Annotated in this window: 26 protein-coding genes and 1 pseudogene; 12 read left to right on the top strand and 15 right to left on the bottom strand. The window is 73.1% G+C overall.

What is annotated here, in order from left to right:
• Window positions 1-4 precede the first annotated feature (4 nt).
• Entirely contained in the window at window positions 5-1,348 is a 1,344-nt protein-coding gene (locus Dfulv_RS39205) for a helix-turn-helix domain-containing protein (RefSeq protein WP_259858864.1), read from the bottom strand.
• Between the two features lie 184 nt (window positions 1,349-1,532).
• Between Dfulv_RS39205 and metF the strand changes: the two genes are divergently transcribed.
• Both metF and Dfulv_RS39195 read left to right on the top strand, forming a co-directional pair.
• Complete coding sequence (gene metF, locus Dfulv_RS39200; protein ID WP_259858863.1) at window positions 1,533-2,450, top strand: methylenetetrahydrofolate reductase [NAD(P)H]; 918 nt, start codon at window positions 1,533-1,535, stop codon at window positions 2,448-2,450.
• Complete coding sequence (locus Dfulv_RS39195; protein WP_259858862.1) at window positions 2,437-3,102, top strand: CDP-alcohol phosphatidyltransferase family protein; 666 nt, start codon at window positions 2,437-2,439, stop codon at window positions 3,100-3,102. Before metF ends, Dfulv_RS39195 begins: the two co-directional genes overlap by 14 nt.
• Here the strand turns inward: Dfulv_RS39195 and Dfulv_RS39190 are convergent.
• Window positions 3,092-3,538 carry a MarR family winged helix-turn-helix transcriptional regulator gene (locus tag Dfulv_RS39190; RefSeq protein ID WP_259858861.1) on the bottom strand — a complete coding sequence of 149 codons (447 nt, stop codon included), beginning with the start codon at window positions 3,536-3,538 and terminating at the stop codon, window positions 3,092-3,094. The genes Dfulv_RS39195 and Dfulv_RS39190 overlap by 11 nt on opposite strands.
• Window positions 3,539-3,616: 78 nt before the next feature.
• On the opposite strand from Dfulv_RS39190, the gene Dfulv_RS39185 reads away from it, so the two are divergent.
• Window positions 3,617-4,363 carry a nitroreductase/quinone reductase family protein gene (locus tag Dfulv_RS39185; protein WP_259858860.1) on the top strand — a complete coding sequence of 249 codons (747 nt, stop codon included), beginning with the start codon at window positions 3,617-3,619 and terminating at the stop codon, window positions 4,361-4,363.
• On the opposite strand, the gene Dfulv_RS39180 is transcribed toward Dfulv_RS39185, so the two are convergent.
• From Dfulv_RS39180 to Dfulv_RS39145, 8 genes are read right to left on the bottom strand one after another with little or no spacing between them, the layout of a single operon-like run.
• Entirely contained in the window at window positions 4,358-5,824 is a 1,467-nt protein-coding gene (locus tag Dfulv_RS39180) for a phytoene desaturase family protein (RefSeq protein WP_259858859.1), read from the bottom strand. The genes Dfulv_RS39185 and Dfulv_RS39180 overlap by 6 nt on opposite strands.
• On the bottom strand, window positions 5,812-6,900 hold the full coding sequence (locus tag Dfulv_RS39175; protein WP_259858858.1) for a glycosyltransferase: 1,089 nt from the start codon (window positions 6,898-6,900) through the stop codon (window positions 5,812-5,814). The genes Dfulv_RS39180 and Dfulv_RS39175 overlap by 13 nt, the downstream gene beginning before the upstream one ends.
• Complete coding sequence (locus Dfulv_RS39170; protein WP_259858857.1) at window positions 6,888-7,625, bottom strand: carotenoid biosynthesis protein; 738 nt, start codon at window positions 7,623-7,625, stop codon at window positions 6,888-6,890. The genes Dfulv_RS39175 and Dfulv_RS39170 overlap by 13 nt, the downstream gene beginning before the upstream one ends.
• Window positions 7,622-8,158, bottom strand: a complete 537-nt coding sequence (locus tag Dfulv_RS39165; protein WP_259858856.1) for a GNAT family N-acetyltransferase — start codon at window positions 8,156-8,158, stop codon at window positions 7,622-7,624. Before Dfulv_RS39165 ends, Dfulv_RS39170 begins: the two co-directional genes overlap by 4 nt.
• Entirely contained in the window at window positions 8,155-8,817 is a 663-nt protein-coding gene (locus tag Dfulv_RS39160) for a monooxygenase (RefSeq protein WP_259858855.1), read from the bottom strand. Before Dfulv_RS39160 ends, Dfulv_RS39165 begins: the two co-directional genes overlap by 4 nt.
• Before the next feature lie 26 nt (window positions 8,818-8,843).
• Entirely contained in the window at window positions 8,844-9,332 is a 489-nt protein-coding gene (locus tag Dfulv_RS39155; RefSeq protein ID WP_259858854.1) for a YbaK/EbsC family protein, read from the bottom strand.
• Between the two features lie 18 nt (window positions 9,333-9,350).
• Window positions 9,351-10,289 carry an EamA family transporter gene (locus tag Dfulv_RS39150; RefSeq protein ID WP_259858853.1) on the bottom strand — a complete coding sequence of 313 codons (939 nt, stop codon included), beginning with the start codon at window positions 10,287-10,289 and terminating at the stop codon, window positions 9,351-9,353.
• A gap of 16 nt (window positions 10,290-10,305) precedes the next feature.
• Complete coding sequence (locus Dfulv_RS39145; protein WP_259858852.1) at window positions 10,306-10,488, bottom strand: hypothetical protein; 183 nt, start codon at window positions 10,486-10,488, stop codon at window positions 10,306-10,308.
• A gap of 438 nt (window positions 10,489-10,926) precedes the next feature.
• Here Dfulv_RS39145 and Dfulv_RS39140 point away from each other — a divergent pair, with 438 nt between their 5' ends.
• From Dfulv_RS39140 to Dfulv_RS39125, 4 genes and pseudogenes are all read left to right on the top strand, one after another.
• On the top strand, window positions 10,927-11,439 hold the full coding sequence (locus Dfulv_RS39140) for an SAV_6107 family HEPN domain-containing protein (RefSeq protein WP_259858851.1): 513 nt from the start codon (window positions 10,927-10,929) through the stop codon (window positions 11,437-11,439).
• A gap of 335 nt (window positions 11,440-11,774) precedes the next feature.
• Window positions 11,775-12,512: pseudogene (locus Dfulv_RS39135) on the top strand (hypothetical protein); the annotation flags it as partial.
• Window positions 12,513-12,640: 128 nt separating this feature from the next.
• On the top strand, window positions 12,641-14,185 hold the full coding sequence (locus Dfulv_RS39130) for a DNA polymerase Y family protein (protein WP_259858849.1): 1,545 nt from the start codon (window positions 12,641-12,643) through the stop codon (window positions 14,183-14,185).
• Entirely contained in the window at window positions 14,185-17,541 is a 3,357-nt protein-coding gene (locus Dfulv_RS39125; RefSeq protein ID WP_259858848.1) for an error-prone DNA polymerase, read from the top strand. The genes Dfulv_RS39130 and Dfulv_RS39125 overlap by 1 nt, the downstream gene beginning before the upstream one ends.
• Before the next feature lie 88 nt (window positions 17,542-17,629).
• On the opposite strand, the gene Dfulv_RS39120 is transcribed toward Dfulv_RS39125, so the two are convergent.
• Entirely contained in the window at window positions 17,630-18,040 is a 411-nt protein-coding gene (locus Dfulv_RS39120; RefSeq protein WP_259858847.1) for a hypothetical protein, read from the bottom strand.
• Between the two features lie 166 nt (window positions 18,041-18,206).
• Here Dfulv_RS39120 and Dfulv_RS39115 point away from each other — a divergent pair, with 166 nt between their 5' ends.
• The 4 genes from Dfulv_RS39115 (at window position 18,207) to Dfulv_RS39100 (ending at window position 20,375) form a co-directional block, all read left to right on the top strand.
• A complete protein-coding gene (locus Dfulv_RS39115; RefSeq protein WP_259858846.1) occupies window positions 18,207-18,572 on the top strand; it encodes a hypothetical protein in 366 nt (121 codons plus the stop codon).
• Window positions 18,565-18,966 (top strand): hypothetical protein, encoded by a 402-nt coding sequence (locus Dfulv_RS39110; protein ID WP_259858845.1) that lies wholly within the window; start codon window positions 18,565-18,567, stop codon window positions 18,964-18,966. The genes Dfulv_RS39115 and Dfulv_RS39110 overlap by 8 nt, the downstream gene beginning before the upstream one ends.
• Window positions 18,967-19,030: 64 nt before the next feature.
• A complete protein-coding gene (locus Dfulv_RS39105; RefSeq protein ID WP_259858844.1) occupies window positions 19,031-19,849 on the top strand; it encodes a hypothetical protein in 819 nt (272 codons plus the stop codon).
• A 94-nt stretch (window positions 19,850-19,943) separates the two neighbouring features.
• The gene (locus Dfulv_RS39100; RefSeq protein WP_259858843.1) at window positions 19,944-20,375 is read left to right on the top strand and encodes a hypothetical protein; all 432 of its coding nucleotides are present in this window, start codon (window positions 19,944-19,946) and stop codon (window positions 20,373-20,375) included.
• 76 nt (window positions 20,376-20,451) lie between these two features.
• Here the strand turns inward: Dfulv_RS39100 and Dfulv_RS39095 are convergent, their stop codons facing one another.
• From Dfulv_RS39095 to Dfulv_RS39080, 4 genes are all read right to left on the bottom strand, one after another.
• Window positions 20,452-20,844 carry a hypothetical protein gene (locus Dfulv_RS39095; protein WP_259858842.1) on the bottom strand — a complete coding sequence of 131 codons (393 nt, stop codon included), beginning with the start codon at window positions 20,842-20,844 and terminating at the stop codon, window positions 20,452-20,454.
• 275 nt (window positions 20,845-21,119) lie between these two features.
• Window positions 21,120-22,157 (bottom strand): CU044_5270 family protein, encoded by a 1,038-nt coding sequence (locus Dfulv_RS39090; RefSeq protein WP_259858841.1) that lies wholly within the window; start codon window positions 22,155-22,157, stop codon window positions 21,120-21,122.
• Complete coding sequence (locus Dfulv_RS39085; protein WP_259858840.1) at window positions 22,138-22,674, bottom strand: RNA polymerase sigma factor; 537 nt, start codon at window positions 22,672-22,674, stop codon at window positions 22,138-22,140. Before Dfulv_RS39085 ends, Dfulv_RS39090 begins: the two co-directional genes overlap by 20 nt.
• 149 nt (window positions 22,675-22,823) lie before the next feature.
• Entirely contained in the window at window positions 22,824-23,798 is a 975-nt protein-coding gene (locus tag Dfulv_RS39080; RefSeq protein ID WP_259858839.1) for an aldo/keto reductase, read from the bottom strand.
• A gap of 18 nt (window positions 23,799-23,816) precedes the next feature.
• On the opposite strand from Dfulv_RS39080, the gene thiE reads away from it, so the two are divergent.
• Window positions 23,817-24,437, top strand: a complete 621-nt coding sequence (thiE, locus tag Dfulv_RS39075; RefSeq protein WP_259858838.1) for a thiamine phosphate synthase — start codon at window positions 23,817-23,819, stop codon at window positions 24,435-24,437.
• The last annotated feature ends 145 nt before the right edge of the window (window positions 24,438-24,582 follow it).

Here is a 24,582-nt window from a genome sequence, read left to right as displayed (position 1 = left end):
GACGCTAGCCCGAAACGCGTGCGGTTGCCGATCCGACCCGGTGGCCGTCCTGTGCACCGGGAAGATACGACCGCGCGGATTCGGACATCCCGGCATAGTCCCGGAACGCCCGCGCCCGGCCCAGTGCCGGCTCGACCCGGCGCAACTCGCGCAGCACCCGCACGGACCCGGAGCGGACGCAGGCCAGCAGCGCCTCCCCGGCGGCCGCGCACGCCGCGTCGAGGTCGCCGGCGTCGGCATGCGCCCGGGCGGCGGCGACCGACACCAGCCCGGCCGCGCGGAACCGCAGGCCCGGCGCCGCCAGCGCCGTGGACAGCAGCGGCAGGGCGAGCCGGGGACGGCCGAGCGCCGCGTGGCACCGCCCGGCCGAGGCGGTCAGGTGCGCGTCGTCGAGCCAATAGAGCCACGGCGGGTCGAGCTCCGGCTCCCGGCGGGCGTGTGCCCGCTCCGCCGCCGCCAGCGCCGCGTCGCAGGCGCGCCGGTCCCCGCAGACCGCTGCCGCGTAGGCCTCCCGCAGCCACAGCAGCGCCCCGGTCGCCGCGTCGGCCGGCGCGGCGGTCCGGCGGGCGGCCCGGGCCAGTCGCAGCGCCGCCGGCCCGGATCCGTCCTCGGCGGCGGTCTGCGCGAGGCAACCGAGCAGATGGCCGGCGAGCGGCCGGTGCCCGCCGGCGAGCGCCACCCGCAGCCCGTGCCGGACGGCCGGCGCGACCACCGGCGCGCGCGGCCCGGCCCCGGTGTCGGCGGCGACCCAGGCGCGCAGCTGTGCCAGCTCGGCGACGCGGGCGAGATCGGTGGCGTCCGCGCCGTGTCCTCGCGACCGGCCCGCCACCCGGCGCACCGCCGCGCGGAGCCCGGCACCGACGAGCGCGGCCAGCTCCGGTCCGGTGAGCAGGTCGTCCATGCGCCGCAGCTCGGCGATCCGCTCGTCGCTGATCCCGCTCACGGTCGTGTGCCCCGCCGGCCGGCCGGCTGCCGTGGCCGGTGCGGACCTGTCCCCGGACCGTCCGCCGGTCGAGCTCGTCGGCGGCCGTGAGCCGACCGGTGTCGTCGCCGGCCGGGGCGGGACGACCTCGCGCCGGCGGCGGGTGAGCGCGGCAGCACGCTCGAGGTCGTCGAGGGGCACGTCGAGGACGAGCGCCAGCCAGCCCAGCCACGTGCGGCTCGGGATGCGCTCCTCGCGCTCCCACCGCGAGATCTCGTGCCGCGTGACGGTAGGCACACCGGAAGCGGCGCACAACAGCTCCGCCAGGCGCAACTGGGACTTGCCCTGCGCCATGCGCAGCTGGGTCAGCAGCACTCCCAGCGGCTCACCCTCCGCAACGGACGAGCCGCTCTCCGTCGACAACATGCACGAACCTCCCTGGAACCAGCGACCCCCGTCCGCTCGCGGTGCCAGTGGGCACCCCGGCCGCCCGGCCGACGCGGTGACCGCGGGCGGGGGAGTGTCCGGTGTTGTTGTACCGCGGGGGTACGACAGGATTTGGCTGCCCGGCAGTGCCGGCGCCGGTGGGGTGGGCATTACAGTCACAAGGGTGGCTCTCGGACTTCCTTCTGTCATGGGTGGTGGACCCGCCGCGATCGGTCAGCTGATCGCCGAGCAGGCGCCCACCTTCTCCTTCGAGTTCTCCCCGCCGAAGACGCCGGAGGGCGAGCGCCAGCTGTGGCAGGCGATCCGGGAGCTGGAGTCGTTGCAGCCCTCGTTCGTGTCGATCACGTATGGTGCCGGTGGCACCACACGCGACACCACGGTCGCGGTCACCGAGCGGGTCGCGACCGAGACCACGCTGCTGCCGATGGCACACCTCACCGCGGTCAACCACTCCGTCGCGGAGCTGCGCAACGTCATCGGCCAGCTCGCCGGGGCCGGCATCCGCAACTTCCTGCTCGTGCGCGGCGACCCGCCGGGCGACCCCAACGGCGAGTGGGTGCAGCACCCGCGGGGTGTGCTCTACGCCGAGGAGCTGGTGCGGCTGGTCAAGGAGGCCGGTGACTTCAGCATCGGGGTGGCGGCGTTCCCGTACAAGCACCCGCGCTCGCTCGACATCGAGTCCGACACCGCCAACTTCGTCAAGAAGTGCCGGGCCGGGGCCGACTTCGCCATCACGCAGATGTTCTTCGACGTCGACGACTACCTGCGGCTGCGGGACCGGGTCGCGGCGGCGGGCTGCGACACCCCGATCGTCGCCGGCATCATGCCGGTGACCAACATCGGCACGATCGCGCGCTCGCAGCAGCTGTCCGGTGCCCCGTTCCCGCCGGCGCTCGCCGCGCGGTTCGAGCGCATCGCCGACGACCCGCAGGCCGTGCGGCGCCTCGGCATCGACCACGCCGGCGAGATGTGCCAGCGGCTGCTGGACGAGGGCGTGCCCGGCATCCACTTCATCACGTTCAACCGCTCCACGGCCACGCGCGAGGTCTGGCAGCAGCTCGGCGACGGTGCCCGCGTCTGAGGTCCCCGGCTGGGACGGCTACGCCGCGGGCTGGTCGTCGGCCCATGGCGGCTATGACCTGCGCACGGCCTCACCGCTGGTGCGTGGGTGGATGCACATGGCGTATGGCATCGGCGCCACCCTCGTCCGGCGCGGCGTCCGCAACCCGGACGCCGTCACCGTGGCCGGGCTGCTGCTGTCGATCGCCGTGCCGGCGGTCGTCACCGCGGGCCGCCCGTGGGCGTTCGCCGGTGCGGCACTCGTCCTGCTTTCTGCCGTCGCCGACACCGTCGACGGTGTCCTCGCCGTGGTCGCCGACCGGGCCAGCCGCCTCGGCCAGGTCTACGACTCGGCCGCCGACCGGGTCGCCGAGGCCTGCTGGCTGGTCGCGTTCGTCCTGCTGGGCGGGCCGGTCTGGCTGGCGGTGGGGTGCGGCGCGGTGATGTGGCTGCACGAGTACGTCCGGGCGCGCGCCACCGTCGCCGGCATGACGGACATCGGCGCGGTCACGGTCGCCGAGCGCCCGACCCGCGTGCTGCTCGCCGTCTTCGGCCTGCTCGCGGTGGCCCTGATCCCGCACGCCGCGACGGTCGTCCTGGCGGTCACGGCCGCGCTGGCGATCGCCGGTTTCGCGCAGCTGGTCGTCGCCGTCCGCCGGGCGCTCAGTCGCTGACGGCGCGCTCGTAGGCCTCCAGCGTCCGGATGAACAGGCGCCGCTCGTCGGGCGTCAGCGGGCCCAGCGCCGTGCGCCACGCCTCCGCGCCGCGGCCCAGCCAGGCGTTGATCGCGTCGTAGTGCTCCGGCGCGATGCTCACGATCGTCCGGCGGCGGTCCGCGTCGTCCTCCTGCCGGTGCAGGATGCCCTGGCGGTTCAGGTCGCCCACCATCAGGCTCACCGTGGCCGGCGCGATCTCCAGCCGCGCGGCGAGCTCGTTCACGCCCAGCGGCCCCTCGAACAGCAGGTAGGCCAGCAGCGACAGGTGCCGCGGTGCCAGCGTGAAGGACCGCAGCTCGTCCGGCACCCGCATCCGCTTGGCCCGGCCGACCAGTCGCGGCATGAGCAGCAGCAGCGTGCGGATGGCGTTGTCGACCGAAGGCTCCGTTGACACTGCTTTCTCCTCAAAGTAGCTTTGCATGCAAAGCAAATGGATCCGGAACCCAACCAGAAAAGCACAGCGAGGATAGCCATGACCGACGGCAACCAGCAGGTCATCGACGAGTTCCGCGCCAACGGCGGCCGGATGGGCGGCATGTTCGAGGGCACCGACCTGCTCCTGCTCACCACGACCGGGGCCCGCTCCGGCCGGCCCCGCACCAGCCCGGTGGGCTACGCCCACGACGGCGACCGGCTCCTGATCTTCGGCAGCAACGCCGGCCTGCCCGCCCATCCGGCCTGGTTCCACAACCTGCTCGCCGACCCGCGGGTCACCGTCGAGCTCGGCACCGAGACCTTCGAGGCCCGTGCCGTGCCCGTCACCGGCCCGGAGCGCGACCGGCTCTATGCGGAACAGGGCCGGCGGATCCCGGCCTATGCGGCCTACCAGGAGCGCACGGCCCGGGTCATCCCGGTCGTCGCGCTCCACCGCGTCCGGACACCCGGCCTGGCGGAGATCCACCAGCGGCTCCGCGCCGACCTCGCCGCGGTCCGCGCCGACCGCCACGACCTGCGCGCACACTGCCTCGCGTTCTGCGGCGCCCTGCGCGCCCACCACACCAACGAGGACCGCGTGTTCCCGCGGATCGAGGCGCGGTTCCCCGAGTTGCGCCCGGCGATCGAGCGCCTGCGCCGGGAGCACACCGCGATCGCGCGCCGGATCGCGGAGCTGGAGGACGCGCCCGACGATGCGGTGCTCGACCGGCTCGCGGCCGACCTGGAGGCCCACTTCGCCTTCGAGGAGGAGCACCTCACGCCGGTGCTGGACAAGCTCTCATGACGCGGGCCCGACGAGGTCGGCGACGATCTTCGCGGACAGCATGACCAGCGGCAGCCCGCCGCCCGGGTGCACCGATCCGCCGACCAGGAAGAGGTTGCGCACCGGGCCACGGTTCGGCGGGCGGAGCAGTCCGGTCAGGCCGTGGCTCGCCGTGCCGTAGATCGCGCCGCCGGGGGAGCGGGTCGCCGCCGCCAGGTCCGCCGGGGTGAGCACGTCGCGGAACAGCAGCCGGTCCCGCACGTCGAGGCCGCGCGCGGCGAGCGTGCCGAGCACCCGGTCGGCGTAGCCGTCGCGGACCGCGGTCCAGTCCACCTCGGCCGGTCCGGTGCCGTTCGGCGCCGCGTTGACCAGCACGAACCAGGCCTCGTGGCCCTCAGGCCGGACCGTCGGATCGTCCGGAGACGTCACGAAGACCGCGGGGTCGTCGATCGGCCGGGCCGGTGCGCCGAAGATCGCGTCGAACTCCGCGTCGTAGTCCCGCGGGAACAGCACCGTGTGGTGCGCGAGCCCCGGCGTCCGGCCGTGCACCCCGAGCAGCAGCACGAACCCGCCCAGGCTGCGTGCCTCCAGCCGCCGCGCGCGGCCGGGGGTGGGCAACAGGTCGCGGTACACGTGGAGGGCGTCGGCGTTGGCCACGACCACGTCCGCGGCGACCTCGGTCCCGTCCTCCAGCATCACCCCGGACGCCCGCGTGCCGGTGACGGTGATCCCGCCGACCGCGGTCCCGGTGTGCACCCGCACGCCCGCCGCGACGCAGCGGTCGAGCAGCGCGGTCGCCAGCGTGCCGAGGCCGCCGCGCAGGTACCAGCCGCCGAACTCCAGCTCCGCGTACGGGATCGCGAGCAGGGCCGCCGGTGCGCGGCGCGGGTCGGCGCCGGTGTAGGTCGCGTACCGCGCCAGCAGCATCCGCAGCCGCGGGTCGCGCAGGTGCCGGCGGCCCAGACCCTGCAGCGTCCGGCCGGGCGCGATGGCGGCCAGGTCGCGCAGCCGCCAGGCGAGCCCGGCCATCCGCAGTGGACTGTCCACAGGGGACGTCAGCACGTGCTGCCACGACGCCGCCCAGACCCGGCCGGCCCGCCGCCACAGCCGTCGCCAGTCCGCGGCGGCTTCCGCGCCGAAGGCCTCGTCGATCCGCTCCGCGAAGCCGTCGCCCTGCGTGGAGTCGAGGACCGACCCGTCAGGGAAGCGGTGCCGGACGATCGGGTCCAGCGGCACCAGGTCGAGCGGTGACGGCCCGCCGGTCGCGGCGAACAGCTCGGCCGCCACCTGCGGCAGCGTGAACAGGCTCGGGCCGGTGTCGAAGCGGAACGTCCCACCGGCGGTGCGCCGCTCGTGCCGGCCGAGCTTCCCGCCGACGACCGGTGCCTGCTCGAAGACGGTCACCCGGTGCCCGGCGGCGGCCAGGCGCGCGGCGACCGCCAGCCCACCCACGCCGGCCCCGACGACGATCACGGAAGCCATGTCGGGCGGCCCTTCCAGGTGGTACGGCCGCGGCGCGCGTACGAGCGGGCGACGAGCCAGGCGAACAGCAGCACGGAGACAGGGTGCGCCAGCGCGTCCGGGAACGCACGGCCGCCGGTCGACCGGGCGCTGACCACCCGGCCGGTGACGCCGAGCGCATATGCGGCGAGGCCGAGCCACTGTCCGGAGAGGACGGTCAGCGGCAGCGCGACGTAGAGCGCGAGCAGCAGGCCGACGACGGCCGCCGCACCGGCCGGGGAGCCGAAGGACGCCCACAGCGACTTGCTGTAGCCGTCGGCGAGCTCGCGCCATGAGGTGTACATGCGGCAATGCGCCAGCCGGGAGCCGTCGGCCAGGGCGATCCGCCCGCCGGCGCGCTTCACCGCCCGGGCCAGCTCGATGTCCTCCAGCACCTTGTCCCGCACCGCCGCGTGGCCGCCGGCCCGGACGTACGCCTCCCGCCGCACCACGAGGAACTGCCCGCCGGCCGCGGCCAGCGACGCCCGCGGCGAGCGCTCCATCGCCCGCAGCGGCAGGAACGTCAGCCACGACCACTGCAGCAGCGGCTGCACCAGGCGCTCCCCGGCCGTCACCGCGTCGATCCGCGGATACGGGCTGAGCAGGTCCACACCGGACCGTCGCAGGAGGGCGACCGCCCGCTCGACCGCGTCCGGCGCGAGCACGACGTCGGCGTCCACGAACACCAGGACGTCGGCGTCACCGGCCGCGTCGGCCAGCTGCCGGCAGGCGTGCGGCTTGCCGAGCCAGCCGCCGGGCAGCGGCCTGCCCTCGAGCAGCCGGATCCGGTCGCCGCCGATCCGCCGCACCAGCTCGGCGGTGCCGTCGGTGGAGCCGTCGTCCAGCACGATCAGGTCGGGCGCGCCGTCGAGCGCGAGCAGCGCCCGCAGGCACGGCTCGACCCGGCCGGCCTCGTCACGCAGCGGCAGCAGGACCGCGATGCGCGCGGTCCGGGGGCCTGCCGGCCCCGGCCGGCGCAGGAGCACCGCGTTGACCAGCGTGTGGGCGGTGAGCGCCAGCAGGACGACACCGCCGGCCGCGACGATCAGCGCCGCCACAGCCGCACCGCCAACGGGACCGCGACCAGCCCCATGCCCAGGGCTCCCCAGGCCGCCGAGGCCGGCAGGCCGAGGAAGACCGCGTGGGCGAGGATGCTCGACGCGTACGTCCAGAGGTAGAGCGCGTACATCGGCGCGTCGGCCCGCGGCCCGTCCGGGTCCGGCCCGGCGGCGACGCGCAGCAGGGCCGTCATGGCGATCGCCACGACCAGCCAGCCCAGGTAGTTGCTCACCGGGACGCCCGGGACGCCCGGCAGTGCGGTCGCCGGGTCGGACCACAGCCAGTACCGCTCGGAGACCATCTGCGGATCGAGGAACAGGTCCCAGGCGGCCAGCCCCACGCCCGCGAGCCCGATGCGGGGCAGCGTCCGGCGGACGAGGCGGCCCGCGGCCAGCCACGCCGGCCAGGCCATCCAGGTCCAGGCGAGGGGGACCACCAGGGGCACGCCCAGCAGGCGGGGCCCCAGGGCGCCGGTGTAGTCGTAGTCGCCGAACGGGAAGCCCGTCGTCCGGCCGGCCGCCTCGATCGCCAGCCCGCCGCCGGTCGTCACGACCACCAGGGCGGCGGCGGTGCGGGCGCCCCGGGTGACGTAGGCGTGCGTCACCGAGAGGAGGTAGCCGGCGACGACCGTCGCGACGACGAGCACCGCGCGGGTGCGGCCGTGCACGAGCGGATAGGCGATCTCGGCGAGAACGAGCGCTCCGAAGAGGAACCAGAGCCTCACAGCGGGAGTTGCCGGCCCAGGACGGCGAACGGGCGGTCGTCGCCCGGGAAGTTGAAGTGGCGCAGCACGTCGACGAAGCCGAACCGCCGATACAGCCGCCAGGCCCGCGACGTGGCCTCGGGCGCCTCGGGCGTGGACAGCAGCACGGTCTGCTGCTGCGCGTGGCTGAGCAGCTCGTGCAGCTGGTGGGCGCCGATGCCGTGACCCTGAGCGTGGGGGCGCACGTGCAGCTCGACGAGCTCGAAGCAGTTGCTCAGCCAGAACTTGCGGTGGTCGCGGCGCAGCGCGTTGCGGACCTGGTCGTGCCACCATTGCCCGGAGGTGCCGCGGTAGCCGTAACCGAAGCCGAGCAGGCCGTTGTCGTCGTCCAGCGTGGCGACCGCCTGGAACGCCTCGCGGCGGGTGTGCCCGGCGACGTAGCCGCGGCGGGTCTGCAGCAGCTGCACGGAATAGCCCATCGCCTCGCCGTAGACGGCGATGACGTCGTCGAGGCGCTCCAGCAGGTCCTCACCGTGCCACCGCACGAGCCTCACGGGCTGTCCCTCCAACCGAGCACCTGCCGATCGCCGTCGATGTCGAGCACCCGGAACCGGGCGAACAACTCCTCCGCATACCAACCCTGCCGGGCCGTGCGCTCCACCACCGCGGCGTGCTCGGGCCGACGGTACGCGAACCGCACGATGTCCGCCGCCGAGCGCCAGACGCTCACCGTGCCCTGAAATCCTACGGGGGCCTCGCCGACACCGAAGGCACAGAGCAGTCCGTCGGCGCCGGCGAGGCTCCTGGCGACCGGGTCGACGGCCCGCCAGAACGCCGTGGCCTGGGCCGCTTTCAGCCGGGCCCTGGTCAGGACGGCGATCGGTCCCGCACCCTTCGTCTGCCGGGGATCCACCTCGAACGGCGTGCGGCCGGACCACGTGCCGCGGCTGGCGATCGGCTCCAGCGTGAGCGTGCACCGCTGGACCGCGCCGCGCATCGGCGGCGGGGGCGGCATGTCGTCCTTTGTCACGATCAATGCCGCCCACCGGGTCAGATCGGCCGCGCCCACGCCGAACTCGCTGCCCCGCCCGGTGCCGAGCAGCTTCGCGAACGTGGCGGTCCTGCGGACCCTGCGGCGGTCCACCGCCATCGACCAGAACGCGGCCGGGACGGCGGCGGGCCGCACCCGCCAGACAAAAAGCCGGACGGTCACGCGTCCTCCGCTTCGCTCCGGACCGGTCACGCTACTTCGGCGGTGGTACCGGCGGTGATGCGCACGAGTTCGGCGAACGTGATCGGGAAGACCGCCTGGGGGATGCCGCCGGCCGCCCAGATCTCGTCGTACTGCTCCAGGTCGACGTCAACCAGCGTCCGGAGCGGCTTGGGGTGGGCGAGCGGGGAGACGCCGCCGATGACCTGGCCGGTGTGCTCACGGACGAAGCCGGCGCCGGCCCGCTTCAGGGCGCCGACGCCGATCAGGGCGGCGACCTTGGCCGTGTCGACCCGGTGCGCGCCGGACGTGAGCACGAGCAGCGGCTCGCCGTCGGCGTCGAAGATCAGCGAGTTGGCGATCTGGCCGACCTCGATGCCGATCGCGGCGGCGGCCGCCGCGGCGGTGTGCACGGGCTCGGTGAGCACCTTGACCTGGCAGGGCTCGCCGGCGGCGTTGCGCGCACCGGCGGCGTCCAGTGCGTCCTGGATGGCCTGGACGTTGGGATGCGACTGCATGTCCACATTCTTCCTGGTTCAGCTGGGAGGGACGTGGCTCGGGGCCGACGGCTCGGGCTTCACCCGGGCGGTCTCGGCCAGAGCGACGCCGACGAGGATCAGCGCACCTCCGGCGATCTGCGCCGCGTTGAGGTGCTCGTGCAGGACGAGCCAGGCGACCGCGGTGGCGACGACCGGCTCCGACATGCCGATGATGCCGACGCTCGTCGGGGGGAGGTGTCGCATCGCCCCGGCGAGCAGCAGATAGGGAGCGATGGAACCGCCGATCACGATGTACACCATGAGCAGCCACGTCTGCACACCGATTTCGCTGGTGGTGGTCAGCTGGCCCGGGTCGAACCGCCACCACGGGCGCACCACGGCCCCGGCGATCGCGGACACCCCGAACGCGTAGGCGGTCAGCGACAGCGTGTCGCGGTCGGCGACGCCGCGGGCGCTGAGCAGGTAGTAGGCGGCGAGCAGCACGGCCGCGCCGAGCGCGGCGGCCAGCCCGAGCCCGTCGAGGCGCAGCTTGCCCCAGACCTCCGCCACGCAGGCGAGCCCGACGAGGCTGGCGGCCAGCCCCGCCCAGAGCCGGGGCCGGACGGCGTGGCCCTGGACGAACCGCGCCCAGAGGGCGACGAGCACAGGTGCGGTGTATTCGAACAGCAGGCCGATGCCGACCGGCATCCGGCTGATCGCGACGAAGTAGAGCATGGGAACCAGGAAGAAGCCCGCCAGGCCGTAGACGACCAGCATCGGCACGGCCCGCCGGGTGACCTTCAGCGAGGCCGGTCGCAGCACCAGCGCGAGTGCGAACAGGCCCAGCGCCGCGCCGGTGGCGCGCAGGGTGGTGAGCTGCGGAGCATCGATGCCGGTCTCGCCGGCCAGCTTGGAGACGGTGCCGTTGACGGCGAACAGGACGCTGCCGGCGAGGACCATCGCGACACCGACGGCGGGGCGGGGCTGGTGGGTCACCCGATGAGGGTAGCGGTCAGGAGTATCGGCTTTTCCACTCCTTACCCCGGGCGGTTTTGTCATACCCTCTGGCTAGGGTCTTCACCATGATGAACGGGTCGGCGCGGCGCGGAGCGCAGCTGCTCGCCGGTGCGCCGGCGACGAGCGCGCCGGCCGCGGTCTCGCGGGTCGTCGGGGTGCGGGCGCGGTCGATGCCCACGGCCCGGTTGGACGACGAGGTGGCCGACGCTCACCCCGGCGTGGGTGGTGGAGAGATCATGCGAACGGGTGTACGAAAATTCTGCCGTCAGTGTTGCGGGTTTGGCGGCTCCCGGGTGTAGTCTTATCCGTATCGAACGAGTGTTCGAACTGCTTCGGGGAGGCGATTCGCGGCGCCGATCCCGAGCGCGGTCCGCGACACCGCGGAGGCCGGATTTTCGCGGGTCTGGCCTCAGGCGGGGTCGTTGCCCGCCGCCCACGACCCCCGGGCGGCGGGCGCGACCCAGCCGGCCGGGTGTGGTGTGGGGAAGCTCCACGCCCGGCCGGCGACGCCGTCGCCGTTCGATATCGATCGACCCGCGTGGCACTGCGACTCCCCCCGCGGTGACACGCACGTTTTTGGCACAGACCTGCCGACGCGCCACCGAGGGAGAGCAATATGCCGGCGAACCGTTCGACCAGCTCGTCCAACGTCAGTCGCTTTCCGGCCGTCGCGCCGGCCAGCGGTGCTCCCCGGCAGCAGCTCCCGGTCCCCGCGCATGCGCTTCCCCACCGCACGCCGCGGGAACTGCTGACCCTCGCCCGCCACGGCCTCGAGGAGGCGGCGGAGATCCGCACCGACGGCATGCGGTATGCGACCGCGCACCTGGCCGCCCTGCGTGCGGCGGCCGCCGTGCTCGCGGCCCGTGCCGTCCCCGCCGCGCCCGGCCGGCGCAGCCGGGTGATGAGCGTCTGGTCGCTGCTGGTGCTCGTCGCGCCGGAGCTGACCGAGTGGGCGGCGTTCTTCGCCGCGGGCGCGAGCAAGCGTTCGGCCGCCGAGGCCGGCATCCCCCGGGTGGTCAGCGCACGTGAGGCCGACGATCTCATGCGGGCCGCCGAGCAGTTCATCGCCGTGGTCGAGGTGAGTCTCGGCTTCTCCTACCAGCCTCGGCTCGAGGGCCTGGCCAGTTGAGCCGACCCCTCCGGGGCGGAGCCTGCCGTTCCACCCCGGAGGGGTCGTCGTCCTGCCGGGCCGCGGCGCCAAAGGAGTGGTCAGTGCTGCGGTGAACAGGGCTGTGCGCACGTCGTGGGACGGCGGCGGTGCGACAGCACGACAGTGGGGGAGCAGGTGCCGTGGCTGGCACGTCGGCTTCGGTGGCCGCAGAGTTCGACGACGCTTACGACGATCCGGACGACGGATACTTCGGCCGCGTCTACGGCCGTCCCGCCGAGGACGCTGCTTCCGGGGTCCAGCCGGCGCGGACGCCACGGCGGATCGACCGGTTGGCGGGGCGGGTCGCGGATGCACTGCCGCCCGGGCTCCAGGTGGTGCAGGCCGCTGGCCTGAGCGGCGTGGTGCGCCCGGCCAGCGAGCACACCACCGAGGTCGTCGGTGCCACCCGGATGTTGCCGGTGCTGTCCGAGCTGCGCGCCCTGCTGCCGGGCGGTGGGCTGCGCCGAGGTGCCACGATCGCGGTGCACACCTCGTCGGTGCTGCTCGCCCTGCTGGTCGCGGCGTCGAAGGCCGGCTCGTGGTGCGCGGTGGTGGGCCTGCCCGCGCTGAGCCCGATCGCCGCCGCCGAGATGGGCATCGCCCTCGACCGGCTGGCCCTCATCCCCGACCCCGGCACCGAGTGGACCACAACGGTGGCGGCGCTGCTCGACGGCCTCGACATCGTCGTCGCCGCGCCGCCCGGCTCGATCGCCCCGCCGGTCGCCGGCCGGCTGGCAGCACGCGCCCGCCAGCGCGGCAGTGTGCTCATGCCCGCCGGCACCTGGGCCGGCGCCGACCTCACCGTGGCCCCGGTCCGCGGCGCGTGGGACGGGTTGGGCGCCGGCCGCGGCCGGCTGCGCTGCCGCGAGATGACGATCCAGGCTCGTGGCCGCGGCGCGGCGGCCGCCCCGCGCGAGGTGACCCTCTGGCTGCCGTCCCTCGAGGGTGTGCTGCCCCCGATCACCCGCCCCCTGCCCACCGCGGACCGCCCCCTGGTCGCGGTTCCCGGCGGTGACCGCCACGACCACCCAGCTCCTCGCGCCATGGCCGCGCGACCCGGCAGCGACCGCGGCGATGTGGCGGCTTTCGCGCCGCGCGGTGATCGCGCCGTGGCCGGTGACGGAGAGGAGGCCGGCGGCAGGGAGGAGCACGGCAACGTCGTGCCGCTGCGGCGGGGACGGTGACCGGGGTGCGGACGATGGTGATCTGGTGCCCGGACTGGCCGGTGATCGCGGCCGAGATCGTGGACGGATACCCTTCCCACGAGCCGGTCGCGGTCCTGCACGCCAACCGCGTCCTCTCGGCGTCGCCCGCGGCGCGGGCCGAAGGGGTCCGGCGGGGGCTGCGGAAACGGGAGGCCCAGGGGCGTTGCCCGCATCTCATCGTCCTCGAGCACGACCCGGGGCGGGACATGCGGGCGTTCGAGCCGGTGCTCACGGCCGTCGAGGCGCTCGCACCCGGGGTGGAGACGCTCCGGCCGGGGGCCTGCGCGCTGGCGGCCCGCGGGCCCGCACGCTACTACGGCGGTGAGGAGGCCGCGGCCGAGCGGCTCGTCGAACAGATCGCCCAGCAGTGTGACGTCGAGGCCCAGGTCGGCATCGCCGACGGCACCTTCGCCGCGGGGCTCGCCGCCCGGGCCGGGACCATCGTGTCACCGGGGGAGACGGCCGGGTTTCTCGCCGATCTCAGCATCACGGCCCTCGGCCGGCCGGCCCTCGTCGACCTGCTGCGACGGCTCGGGATCCACACGCTCGCCGAGTTCGCGGCGCTGCCGGGCGGTGATGTGCTGGCCCGCTTCGGGTTCGACGCCGCGCTCGCCCACCGGCTGGCCGGCGGGCGGGACGAGCGGCCGCTCGCGCCCCGGCAGCCGCCGCCGGACCTCGACGTGACAGAGACGTTCGACGACCCGGTCGACCGGGTCGACGCGGCCGCGTTCGCCGCCCGGGCGCTCGCCGAGCGGCTGCACGACCGGCTCGGCTCGCACGGGCTCGCCTGCACCCGGCTGGCGATCGAGGCCACCACCGAGACCGGTGCGGAACTCGTGCGCACCTGGCGTCACGACGGCCTGCTCGGTGTGGGCCAGATCGCCGACCGGCTCCGCTGGCAGCTGGACGGCTGGCTCCGCACCCGCCGAACCGAGAAGGCCGGGCCGGGATCGGGGATCATCCGGCTGCGGCTCGTCCCCGAAGGGGTCGTCGAGCACCTCGGCCTGCAGCCGGGCCTGTGGGGCGAGGCGGGGGAGGAGCGCGACCGCGCGCACCGGGCGCTCACCCGGGTCCAAGGGCTCCTCGGGCCCGACGCCGTGCTCACCGCGGTCCTCGACGGAGGACGGGCCGACAGCCGCCGGATCCGGCTCGTGGCCTGGGGCGGCGAGCGGGTCGCCCAGAGTGTCGAGGCGCCGTGGCCCGGCCGGCTGCCTCCGCCCGCGCCGGCCACCGTCTACGTCGAACCGCTGCCGGCCGAGGTCCTCGCCGCGGACGGCGCGCCCGTGGGCGTCAGCGGGAGGCTCACGCTCACGGCCGTACCGGCGAAGATCCGGCTCGGCGAAGAACCTCAGCCCGTCGAGATCGTGGCCTGGGCGGGACCGTGGCCGGTCGACGAGCGCTGGTGGGCGGAGGGGGAGTCGCGCCGGTATGCGCGGTTCCAGCTGCAACTGGCCGACGACCGCGCGCTGCTGGCGGTCCTGGAGAACGGAGCCTGGCGAGTGGAAGCGCTGTACGACTGATGGGCTTCAACAACCCGGACGTGCCCTGGTCGGAGCTGGAGCGGCGGCTCTCGGGGCGCAAGCGCGACGCGAAGAGCTGGGAGCACCCCGGCGCGGACTACCACCCCGACGTGCTCTCCGCCGACCACGGCGACGGCGGGGACTCACCGGCGTGGACCCGCAAGCGCCAGGAGTACCACGCACCGCCGGTCGAGCGGCCCGCCGACACCGTGCCGTATGCGGAGCTGCACTGTCACAGCAACTTCAGCTTCCTCGACGGGGCGAGCCACCCCGAGGAACTGGCGGAGACCGCTGCCCGGCTGGGCCTGGAGGCGGTGGCGATCACCGACCACGACGGCTTCTACGGTGTCGTCCGCTTCGCCGAGGCGGCCCGCGCGCTGGAGATCCGCACGGTGTTCGGCGCGGAGCTGTCGCTGGGCCTGCCGGGTCCGCAGAACGGTGCACCCGACCCGCTCGGCCGGCACCTCCTGCTGCTCGCCCGCGGCCCCGAGGGATACGCGCGGCTGTCGCGGACCATCAGCGAGGCGCACCTGCGCGGCGGGGAGAAGGGCCGGCCCGTCTACGACCTGGAGGAGACCGCGGCGGCGCTGCGCGACCACGTGCTGCTGCTGACCGGCTGCCGGAAGGGCCACGTGCCGGCCGCGCTGCTGCGCGACGGGGTCGACGCGGCGCGGCGCGAGCTCGACCGGCTGGTCGCGCTGTTCGGGCCGGAGTCGGTGGCGGTCGAGCTCACCACGCACGGCGACCCGCTCGACGACGAGCGCAACGACGCCCTGTCCGAGCTCGCGACGGAGTGCCGGCTCCCTGTCGTGGCCACCAACAACGTGCACTACGCCGCGCCGGGGCGGCGCCGCCTGGCGACCGCGCTCGCCGCCGTCCGGGCCCGCCGCAGCCTCGACGAGATCGACGGATGGCTTCCCCCCGCCGGAGCCGCCCACCTGCGCAGCGGCGCGGAGATGGCGGCCCGGTTCGCCGCCTGGCCCGACGCGGTGCCCAGGGCCGCCGCGTTCGGCGCCGAGCTGGCCTTCGACCTGCAGCTCGTGGCGCCGAACCTGCCGGCCTACCCGGTGCCCGAGCCGGGGATGTCGGAGATGGCCTGGCTGCGGCACCTCACCATGCAGGGCGCCTCCGTGCGGTACCGCGGGAATCCCAAGGCCCACGAACAGCTGGAACACGAGCTGGCGCTGATCGAGGAGCTGGACTTCCCCGGGTACTTCCTCGTCGTCCACGACATCGTGGCGTTCTGCCGCGCGAACAACATCTACTGCCAGGGCCGTGGCTCGGCGGCCAACTCCGCGGTCTGCTACGCGCTGGGCATCACCAACGTCGACGCGGTCAAGTGGGGCCTGCTGTTCGAGCGGTTCCTCTCGCCCGAGCGGGACGGCCCGCCGGACATCGACATCGACATCGAGTCCGACCAGCGGGAGAAGGTCATCCAGCACGTCTACGAGAAGTACGGGCGGACGTACACGGCACAGGTCGCCAACGTCATCTCGTACCGGCCGAAATCAGCGGTCCGGGACATGGCGAAGGCCTTCGGCCACTCGCCCGGTCAGCAGGACGCCTGGAGCAAGCAGGTCGAGCGCTGGGGCAGCATCACCACCGCGGACCTGCAGGAGATCCCCGGCCAGGTCGTCGACTTCGCCAACGAGCTGCTCTCGTTCCCGCGGCACCTCGGCATCCACTCCGGCGGCATGGTCATCTGCGACCGCCCGGTCATCGAGGTGTGCCCGGTCGAGCACGCGCGGATGGAGCACCGGACCGTCCTGCAGTGGGACAAGGACGACTGCGCGTCGGTCGGGCTCGTGAAGTTCGACCTGCTCGGGCTCGGCATGCTCGCAGCGCTGCGGTACGCGTTCGAGATGATCGACTCGACGCTCGACATCGCCCACATGCCGCTCGACGACCCCGAGGTCTACGAGATGCTGTGCCGCGCCGACTCGGTCGGGGTCTTCCAGGTGGAGAGCCGGGCGCAGATGGCCACGCTGCCACGGCTCAAGCCGCGCGAGTTCTACGACCTCGTCGTCGAGGTGGCGCTGATCCGGCCGGGCCCGATCCAGGGCGGCTCGGTGCACCCCTACATCCGCCGCAAGAACGGCCTGGAAGAGGCCACCTACCCGCATCCACTGCTCGAGGCGTCGCTGAAGAAGACCCTGGGCGTCCCGCTGTTCCAGGAACAGCTCATGCAGATGGCGATCGACGTCGCCGGGTTCAGCCCCGCCGAGTCCGACGAACTGCGCCGGGCGATGGGCTCGAAGCGGTCGATGGAGCGGATGGGGAGGATCCGGTCCAGGCTGTATGAGGGGATGGCCACCAACGGCATCACCGGCGCGCTGGCCGACGAGCTGTTCGACAAGCTCGCCGCCTTCGCCAACTACGGCTTCCCGGAGAGCCACGCGATGAGCTTCGCCTACCTGGTGTACGCGAGTGCCTGGCTCAAGCGCTACCACCCGGCGGCGTTCTGCGCGGCGCTGATCAACGCGCAGCCGATGGGCTTCTACTCGCCGCAGTCCCTCGTCGACGACGCCCGCCGGCACGGCGTGACGGTCCGCCGGCCGGACATCAACGCCAGCAACGCCATGGCCCGACTGGAGCCCCCGCTGCCGGACGAGACCCCCGGCGGCGACGCGCCGGGGGAGTGGGGACGCGGCGGCCCGGTGGTCCGGCTCGGGCTGTCGTCGGTCCGCTCCCTCGGTGACACCGTGGCCGAGCGGATCGAGGCCTGCCGGGCGGCCGGCGGTCCGTACACCTCGATGAGCGATCTCGCGCGGCGCGCCGGGCTGACGACGGCCCACCTGGAGGCCCTGGCGACCGCCGACGCCTTCGCCTGCCTGGGGCTGAGCCGCCGGGAGGCGCTCTGGGCGGCGGGTGCGGCGGCCCAGGAGACGGCCGGCCGCCTGCCGGGCACGACCGGCGGCGTCGACGCGCCGATGCTGCCGGGCATGGACGCCGTCGAGCGCATGGTGGCCGACGTGTGGGCGACCGGGCTGGCCCCGGACGCGCACCCGGCACAGTTCGCCCGGGATCACCTCGATCGGATCGGCGCCGTCTCCGTCGCCGGCCTGCACGCCGTCGAACACGGCCGGCGTGTCTCGGTCGGCGGCATCGTTACGCACCGTCAGCGGCCGGCGACCGCGGGTGGGGTGACGTTCATCAACCTGGAGGACGAGACGGGCATGCTCAACGTCACCTGCACGCCCGGGCTCTGGCAGCGGTACCGCCGGGTCGCGCGCACGGCGAACGCGATGGTGGTGCGCGGCATCCTGGAGAAGGTCGAGGGCGTCCTCAACCTGCGCGCCGACCACCTGGCCCCGCTGAGCCTGCCGATCCGCTCCACGTCTCGCGACTTCCGCTGAACGCGTGCGGCTCTCCTCGGTTCCCCGCAGCGCGAAGACGGTCGATGGCCGGTCGCCCAGGGTGACCGGCCATCTTGTATGTGTTGCGTTAGTTGGAGGCCACGCCCAGTTCGCCGGCGTTGCCGTGGAACTCGGTGCCCGTGGCGAACGAGGAGTTGATCTGCTGGCGCAGGGCGTCGATCTGTGAGAACTGGGAGTCGTTGGCCGAGACGCTGCCGTCGGCGGCGAAGATGTGGTCGGTGGAGGCCTCGTCGTGGCTGTAGTTGGTGAAGTCGGTCTCGGAGTAGCTGGCGCCGTTGCCGTCGGTCCACTGGACGCTGTGGCCCTGCTGGAAGTCGGTCGACTCGGCGTTGGCGCTGTCCTGCTCGTAGACGTTGAAGTCACTGTTGTAGGACGAGTCGCTGGCGTCGACCTGGTGCAGCTGGTCGAGCTCGCCGTGCTGCTGACCGGCCTCGTAGTGGCCGAAGTCCACGTCGCTGCCGGTGTCGAAGTCGCTCATTCGGTGATTCCCCCAGGTCTGGTCGCTGTCTGCGTTACACAGAACGTTACGTGCATAGTGGACCACGCGAATCCCCGATTCGTGCCACCGGGACGGAGCCGAGTAGGCGACAGTTCGGGGGCGGCCCCGGACAGCGGGCCAGGACCGGCCGGTTACGCTGTGCGCCGTGATCGGGCCGTTGGCAGTCGCCATCCATGTGCTGTCGCTGGCGCTGGCCGCCTGGGCGTTTTTCGAGTTCGCGCGGCAGCGCGAGCCCTCCCGCCCGCTGTTCTACGGCCTCGGGGTGGTCGAGGTGCTCGTGCTCGTCCAGGTGGTCGTGCTGGTGGTCCGCCTCGCCGGGGGCAGCGGGCCGTCCGAGGGCGGCGAGCAGGTCACCCTGATCGGATACCTGCTGACCGCGGCCCTGCTCCCACCGGCCGGCGGCGTGCTCGCCCGGATGGAGCCGACCCGCTGGGGGTCGCTGATCATCGGCGCGGCCGCGGTCATCGTCCCGGTGCTGATCCTGCGACTCGGGCAGATCTGGAATGGCTGAACAGCGCAACAAGGGTCCCGGCCGCGTCCTCGTCGCGATCTACGGCGTCTTCGCCCTGTCCGCGGGCGCCCGCGCGAGCGTCCAGATCGCCGCCAAGTTCCACGAGGCACCGCTGGCGTACAGCCTGTCCGCGCTGGCCGCGGTGGTGTACCTCGTCGCGACCGTCGCCCTGGCCCGCTCCGGCGAGACGGCCCGGCGGGTCGCGTTCGCCGCGGTCGGCTTCGAGCTCCTCGGCGTCCTCACCGTCGGCACGCTGAGCGTCTTCGACCCCGAGGCGTTCCCGGACGCCACCGTCTGGTCCGACTACGGCCAGGGCTACGGCTACGTGCCGCTCGTGCTCCCGGTCGTCGGCCTGTTCTGGCTGTGGCGCACGTCCCGGCGCCCGGCGTCCTGAAGGTTGATGCCGGCCGGTCGCCCAGCCGACTGCGGACATCGACGGGTTCCCTGACCATCACGGCATGACGCCATCCCGTTTTTCGGCATACGTGATGTTCTTCGTAGCCGCTGTCGAGTGCTTCGTCGGTGCGCTGCTGATCGTGCTGTCGACCATGGAGTCGCTGGCGTCCGCGGCGACGACGCTGATCATCGTGGGTGCCCTGATGATGGTGTCCGCCGTGGTCATGGTGCTCATCGGCATGCGGCTCCTGAAGCGGTACGCCGAGGCGAAGCGCCTGCGGGAGACCGGCGTCGCCGGGACCGCCCAGGTGCTACGAGCCCGCCAGACGGGCGTCAGCATGAACGACCAGCCACAGGTGGAGCTGGACCTGCGGGTGACCTGCCCCGGCCACGGCACCTACGACGTGACCCGCAAGGAGTTCGTCCCGCTGCTGGTCATCGGGCGGCTGAGCCTGCCCGTACCGCTGGCGGTCATCGTCGACGCCAAGGACCGGCAGAAGGTACTCATCGACTGGTCCGGGGACGCTCCGGTGCAGGTGCCCTTCGGGATGCCCCGGATGACGGCGCCGCCTGTGCCGCAGATGGACCCGGCCGAGGCCGAGCGGGCGAAACAGCAGATCCTCGCCACCGGTGTGCCGGGGGTGGCGCGGGTGCTGTCGGCGACCTTCACCGGCGCCCTCGACCAGCAGGGCCGGCCGGTCTACAGCATCCAGCTGCACGTGCAGATCGAGGGCCGGGAGCCGATCGCCGGCGCGGCCCAGGTGGGCGTCCCGGTCGAACACGTGTCGCTGATGCAGCCCGGTGGGACGATCCCGATCAAGGCCGACCCGTACGACCCGGCGAAGTTCGCCGCGGACTGGGCGCGCACCCCGGCGGCCTGACGCGCCTGTGGCACGTTTCCGGGATTCGAGTGGTCGCCGGTCCGCCTAACGTTCTTGGCAACACACCAACGCGACATTCTCGAAGGAAGACATCATGAGCGACTGGGACACCGGCGACACCGGCTACGACGGCGGCAGCGACGTGGACTTCGGCCACTACGAGGCCGGGCAGCAGCACGGCGAGCTCGACCAGCTGCACCAGGTCGACGCCAGCGACTCGTCCTACAACAGTGACTTCAACGTCTACGAGCAGGACAGCGCCAACGCCGAGTCGACCGACTTCCAGCAGGGCCACAGCGTCCAGTGGACCGACGGCAACGGCGCCAGCTACTCCGAGACCGACTTCACCAACTACAGCCACGACGAGGCCTCCACCGACCACATCTTCGCCGCCGACGGCAGCGTCTCGGCCAACGACTCCCAGTTCTCACAGATCGACGCCCTGCGCCAGCAGATCAACTCCTCGTTCGCCACGGGCACCGAGTTCCACGGCAACGCCGGCGAACTGGGCGTGGCCTCCAACTGAGCGCAGCGCGGACGGCCGGTCACCCTCCCGGGTGGCCGGCCGTCTTGCATGTGAGCGTCAGTGGCCGCGGGTGGTGCTATCGCGAGAAACGAACGTCGAGAGCCAATCCGTCTTCGACCGGGATCTCCCGGCTGTGGAGCGGCTCCTGGCTTGCCAGCGTATGACCGTCCGGGCTGTCGTGAAGTTCGACCACCAGCCCGTTGTCCGGCACGTCGACCCGGGTCGCGATGTATCCGGCCTTGCCTCGCAGTGATCGGTCGACCATTCCCCGTGCGTCCTGAAGGACGCCGAGGCTCCAACGAGCCGCCCTGACGTCGATCCGGTCGGGGTCGAAGAACCGGCTGACGGCGACACGGGTGCTGTCGGTGTCAGCCGACAGCACCACCACGACACCTCGTTCCTGGTCGAGGAACGAGCCCGCATACGTGGTGGGAGTTCGTTCGTAGAGGCAGTCGTCGATGATTCCCATCACGCTTTCCAACGTCACCCGATATTCGGCCTCGGACCGGTTGAGGTGATGGTCGAGCTGAGCCTTGTGTACCCGGGGGTCGTCGCTGCCCGGAACCGCCGTCGGCGAGGACAACGCGCACGGCTGGACCGTCGCCGGCGGTTCCGGAGCGCATCCGGCAACCCAGAAGACGAGGGCCGCCGCCAACCACAGCCCAGCCGCCCTGGCGTGTCGGAGCTTCGGACTCCGCGACAATCCGTCAGCACAGAGGGACTCACCCGCCGGCGTTCGTCGTGTCACCGGTCGGTGAACTCGGACGTCAGGTAGAGCTCATACCGGACGATGCCGGGCACCCGCACGTCGAGCTTGCCCTGCTCCAGCAGTAGCACTTCGGAGTCGAGCAGTCGCCCGGATGCCGGGTCAACGACCAATGTGTGGTCGTTGAGCAGGCCACCGTGCCTGTTGCGCAGGGTGAACGCCGCGCCCTTCCGGCCGGCGCGGTCGGTCGTCTCGCCCGCGTAGGTCAGGCCGGGCACGGTCGCGAGCACCCGCAGCAGGGCCGCCCGCTGCGCCGGACCGAGCACCCGGTCGCAGACCAGGTCGGCGATGGCGACGACGGTCTCGCCTGGCCCGTTCTCCGGGGGATGGCCCTGGGTCAGGTAGCGCGCCAGCGCATCGCGGTCCGCCGGAGCCGGGCCGTTGAAGACTCGTGGGGTCGGCTGCAGCGCCTCGGTCGTCGGCGTGCTGTTCTCACCCGGCCGGTCCAGCCGCTCCCACTTCGCGTGTTCCTCGGGGGTCCGCAGCTTCGGCTTGGAGAAACCGGTGGTCATCGTGCCGGTGCCGTCCGGCGCGCGCCACGTCTCGGTCCACATCGGCACGACGAGCGAGGACACCTGGTTCCCGGCGACTGCGATGTCCAGGTACCACGCGGACATCTTGATGTGCTCGAAGCCGGTGGTCCGTTCGGCCGGCAGCCGCTCGGTACGTGCCGCGATCTGCTCGAGCTGCCCGGCAGCCGAGGCGTTGCTCGCCGGCGCGGTGTAGACGAGCGGATCCGGTGTCGCGGCGAACGCAGCGGATCCGTCAGGGACGGCCGACTCGACGAACAAACTGCCGGCCACAACCGCGGCCACCACCCCGACCGCGGTGACACCGGCCCCGGCCAGCACAAGTCGCCGTTGCCGCACCGGGTTCCGGTGTGGCACGGGCCTGCCGCCGGACATGATCGCGGCCCGGTCCCGCGCTACGCGCTGCGCCGTGGCCAGCGGACGTCCGTCGCCTGCCGGGTCCAACGTCCGCAACACTCGCTGGATCTCATCGTCGGTGTACTTCATCTGCCCTGTCCGTTCGCGGTGACATGGTTGTTTGTCTGCTGGAGATCGCGCCGCAGCCGGCGACGCGCCGGCTGAGTCGCACAGCGGCCGTGGTGATGCCGCAGCCCAGGACCGCGGCTGCCTGGCGCAGCGTGAGCCCCTCCCAGACGACCAGGCGCAACACCTCCTGGTCGGCCGGCCGCAGCCGGTCGAACGCGGCGCCGACGCTGAGCCGTTCGACCACCCCGTCGGCGTGGTCGTCCTCGTGCGCCGCCGTGTTCGCGGCGACTTTCTCGATCAGCCGGTACGCCCGGCCGGAGCCGCGCACATGGTTGGCCACCACGTTGCGCCCGACGCCGAACAGCCACAGCTTGGCGTCGGCCTCCGGCACCTCGTGGATCCGCCGCCAGGCGACGGTGAAGATCTCCGCTACCAGGTCACCGGCGGTCGCATCGTCAACCCGGCGCCGTGCGTAGCGTTCTATCGACTCGTAATGCTCTCGATAGAGTTCGTCGAACCGTTGCACTTCGTCTGCCATCGACCCTCCCACCCCATATGTGTCCGGTCGACCCGCGGTGTTTACAACCAATTCCGCGGCCACCGGCGAGCTGGGCGTGGCCCCCGACTGACGCAACGCATGACAAAGGGCCGGTCACCCGAGGTGACCGGCCCTTTCGCGGGCAAGCGTCAGTGGCCGAGCACCGGATGCGGCACGTACGGGGCCTCGAGGCGCTCGATCTCCTTCTCGTCGAGGGTCAGGTCGGTCGCGGCGATCGCGTCCTCCAGGTGGGCGAGCTTGGTGGCGCCGACGATCGGGGCCGTCACCGCGGGTCGCGACAGCAGCCAGGCCAGCGCCACCCGGGCCGGGGACACGCCGCGCTCGGCGGCCACCTCGGCGTTGACGTCGACCACGGCGAAGTCGTCGTCGGTGTACATCGAGTTGAACGTGTCGCTGTTGGCGCGGGTCGTGCGCTTCTCGCCGCCCCGGCCGCGGTTGCCGGCGAGCAGACCCCGCGCGAGCGGGCTCCACGGGATCACCCCGACGCCCTGGTCCAGGCAGAGCGGCAGCATCTCGCGCTCCTCCTCACGGTACGCCAGGTTGTAGTGATTCTGCATCGACACGAACTCGGTCCAGCCGTTGTCGCGGGCCGTGTGTTGCGCCTTCGCGAACTGCCAGGCGTACATGCTCGACGCGCCGATGTAGCGGGCCTTGCCCGCCCGGACGACGTCGTGGAGCGCCTCCATCGTCTCCTCGATCGGGGTCTGCGGATCCCATCGGTGGATCTGGTAGAGGTCGACGTGGTCGGTGCCGAGGCGGCTGAGCGAATTGTCGATGCCGGCCAGGATGTGCTTGCGGGACAGGCCGGCGTCGTTGGGCCGGTCGCTCATCGCGCCATGGACCTTGGTGGCCAGGACGTAGTCCTCGCGGCGCGCGAAATACTTCGTCAGGAGTCGCCCGGTGACCCGCTCGCTCTCACCCAGCGAGTAGACGTCGGCGGTGTCGAAGAACGTGATTCCCGCCTCGACGGCGCGCCGCACGAACGGGTCGGCGGCCTCCTCGTCGAGGATCCAGTCGCGCCAGGCGGAATCGCCGTAGCTCATCATGCCGAGACAGATTTCGGAGACCTTGAGGCCGGTCCGGCCCAATCGCACCTGTTGCATGTCTGAAAAGCTAGCGCGGTGCACACCCTCGGACGACTGCATCTGATCACCGACACCCGCCCCGGCCGCGACACGCTGACGGTCGTGGCGGCCGCGCTCCGGGCCGGCTTCGACACCGTGCAGGTGCGGCCGGAGGACGACATGACGGACCGGGAGGCGTACGACCTGACCGTCCGCGTGCTGGAGCTGTGCCGGGCCGGCGGCGCCACCTGCCTGGTCAACGACCGGCTGCACGTCGCGCTCGCGGCCGGCGCGGACGGTGGCCACGTCGGCGCCGACGACCTGCCGGTGGCCGCCGCGCGGCGGATCCTCGGCCCCGACGCGATCCTCGGCGCGACCGCACGGAACCCGCAGGCCGCGCGCCAGGCGGTCGCCGACGGCGCCTCCTACCTCGGCGTCGGGCCGGCGTTCGCCACGACGACGAAGGCCGGGCTGCCCGACGCGATCGGCCCCGCCGGGGTGCGGGCGGTGGTGCAGGCCGTCGACGTGCCCGTGGTGGCGATCGGCGGGGTGACCGCGGCGCGGGCCGCCGAGCTGTTCGCGGTCGGCGCGCACGCGGTGGCCGTCGTCAGCGCGGTGAACAGCGCCGTGGACCCGGGCGCGGCCGCCGCCGAGTTCGCGGGGCTGGTGAGCCCGTGAGCGGCCCGGAGCGAAGCGGAGGGGCCGTTCACCATGGGCTCAGCGCGGAGCTCGGGCGGCCGGAGCGTAGCGGAGGGCGCATGAGCGGCCCGGAGCGAAGCGGAGGGGCCGTTCACCATGGGCTCAGCGCGGAGCTCGGGCGGCC

Source organism: Dactylosporangium fulvum (assembly GCF_025137375.1).
GTDB classification, from domain to species: domain Bacteria; phylum Actinomycetota; class Actinomycetes; order Mycobacteriales; family Micromonosporaceae; genus Dactylosporangium; species Dactylosporangium fulvum.
This window is presented reverse-complemented; position numbering and strand designations above follow the sequence as displayed.

Bases quoted from the DNA above. Each gene is read 5' to 3' on its own strand.
- Dfulv_RS39140 (WP_259858851.1), top strand. From the start codon at position 10,927: ATGCCGGCGAACCGTTCGACCAGCTCGTCCAACGTCAGTCGCTTTCCG.
- Dfulv_RS39085 (WP_259858840.1), bottom strand. From the start codon at position 22,674: ATGGCAGACGAAGTGCAACGGTTCGACGAACTCTATCGAGAGCATTAC.
- Dfulv_RS39125 (WP_259858848.1), top strand. From the start codon at position 14,185: ATGGGCTTCAACAACCCGGACGTGCCCTGGTCGGAGCTGGAGCGGCGG.
- Dfulv_RS39155 (WP_259858854.1), bottom strand. From the start codon at position 9,332: ATGCAGTCGCATCCCAACGTCCAGGCCATCCAGGACGCACTGGACGCC.
- Dfulv_RS39205 (WP_259858864.1), bottom strand. From the start codon at position 1,348: ATGTTGTCGACGGAGAGCGGCTCGTCCGTTGCGGAGGGTGAGCCGCTG.
- Dfulv_RS39105 (WP_259858844.1), top strand. From the start codon at position 19,031: ATGACGCCATCCCGTTTTTCGGCATACGTGATGTTCTTCGTAGCCGCT.
- Dfulv_RS39095 (WP_259858842.1), bottom strand. From the start codon at position 20,844: ATGGGAATCATCGACGACTGCCTCTACGAACGAACTCCCACCACGTAT.
- Dfulv_RS39100 (WP_259858843.1), top strand. From the start codon at position 19,944: ATGAGCGACTGGGACACCGGCGACACCGGCTACGACGGCGGCAGCGAC.
- Dfulv_RS39120 (WP_259858847.1), bottom strand. From the start codon at position 18,040: ATGAGCGACTTCGACACCGGCAGCGACGTGGACTTCGGCCACTACGAG.
- Dfulv_RS39180 (WP_259858859.1), bottom strand. From the start codon at position 5,824: ATGGCTTCCGTGATCGTCGTCGGGGCCGGCGTGGGTGGGCTGGCGGTC.
- Dfulv_RS39080 (WP_259858839.1), bottom strand. From the start codon at position 23,798: ATGCAACAGGTGCGATTGGGCCGGACCGGCCTCAAGGTCTCCGAAATC.
- Dfulv_RS39090 (WP_259858841.1), bottom strand. From the start codon at position 22,157: ATGAAGTACACCGACGATGAGATCCAGCGAGTGTTGCGGACGTTGGAC.
- Dfulv_RS39110 (WP_259858845.1), top strand. From the start codon at position 18,565: ATGGCTGAACAGCGCAACAAGGGTCCCGGCCGCGTCCTCGTCGCGATC.
- Dfulv_RS39185 (WP_259858860.1), top strand. From the start codon at position 3,617: ATGACCGACGGCAACCAGCAGGTCATCGACGAGTTCCGCGCCAACGGC.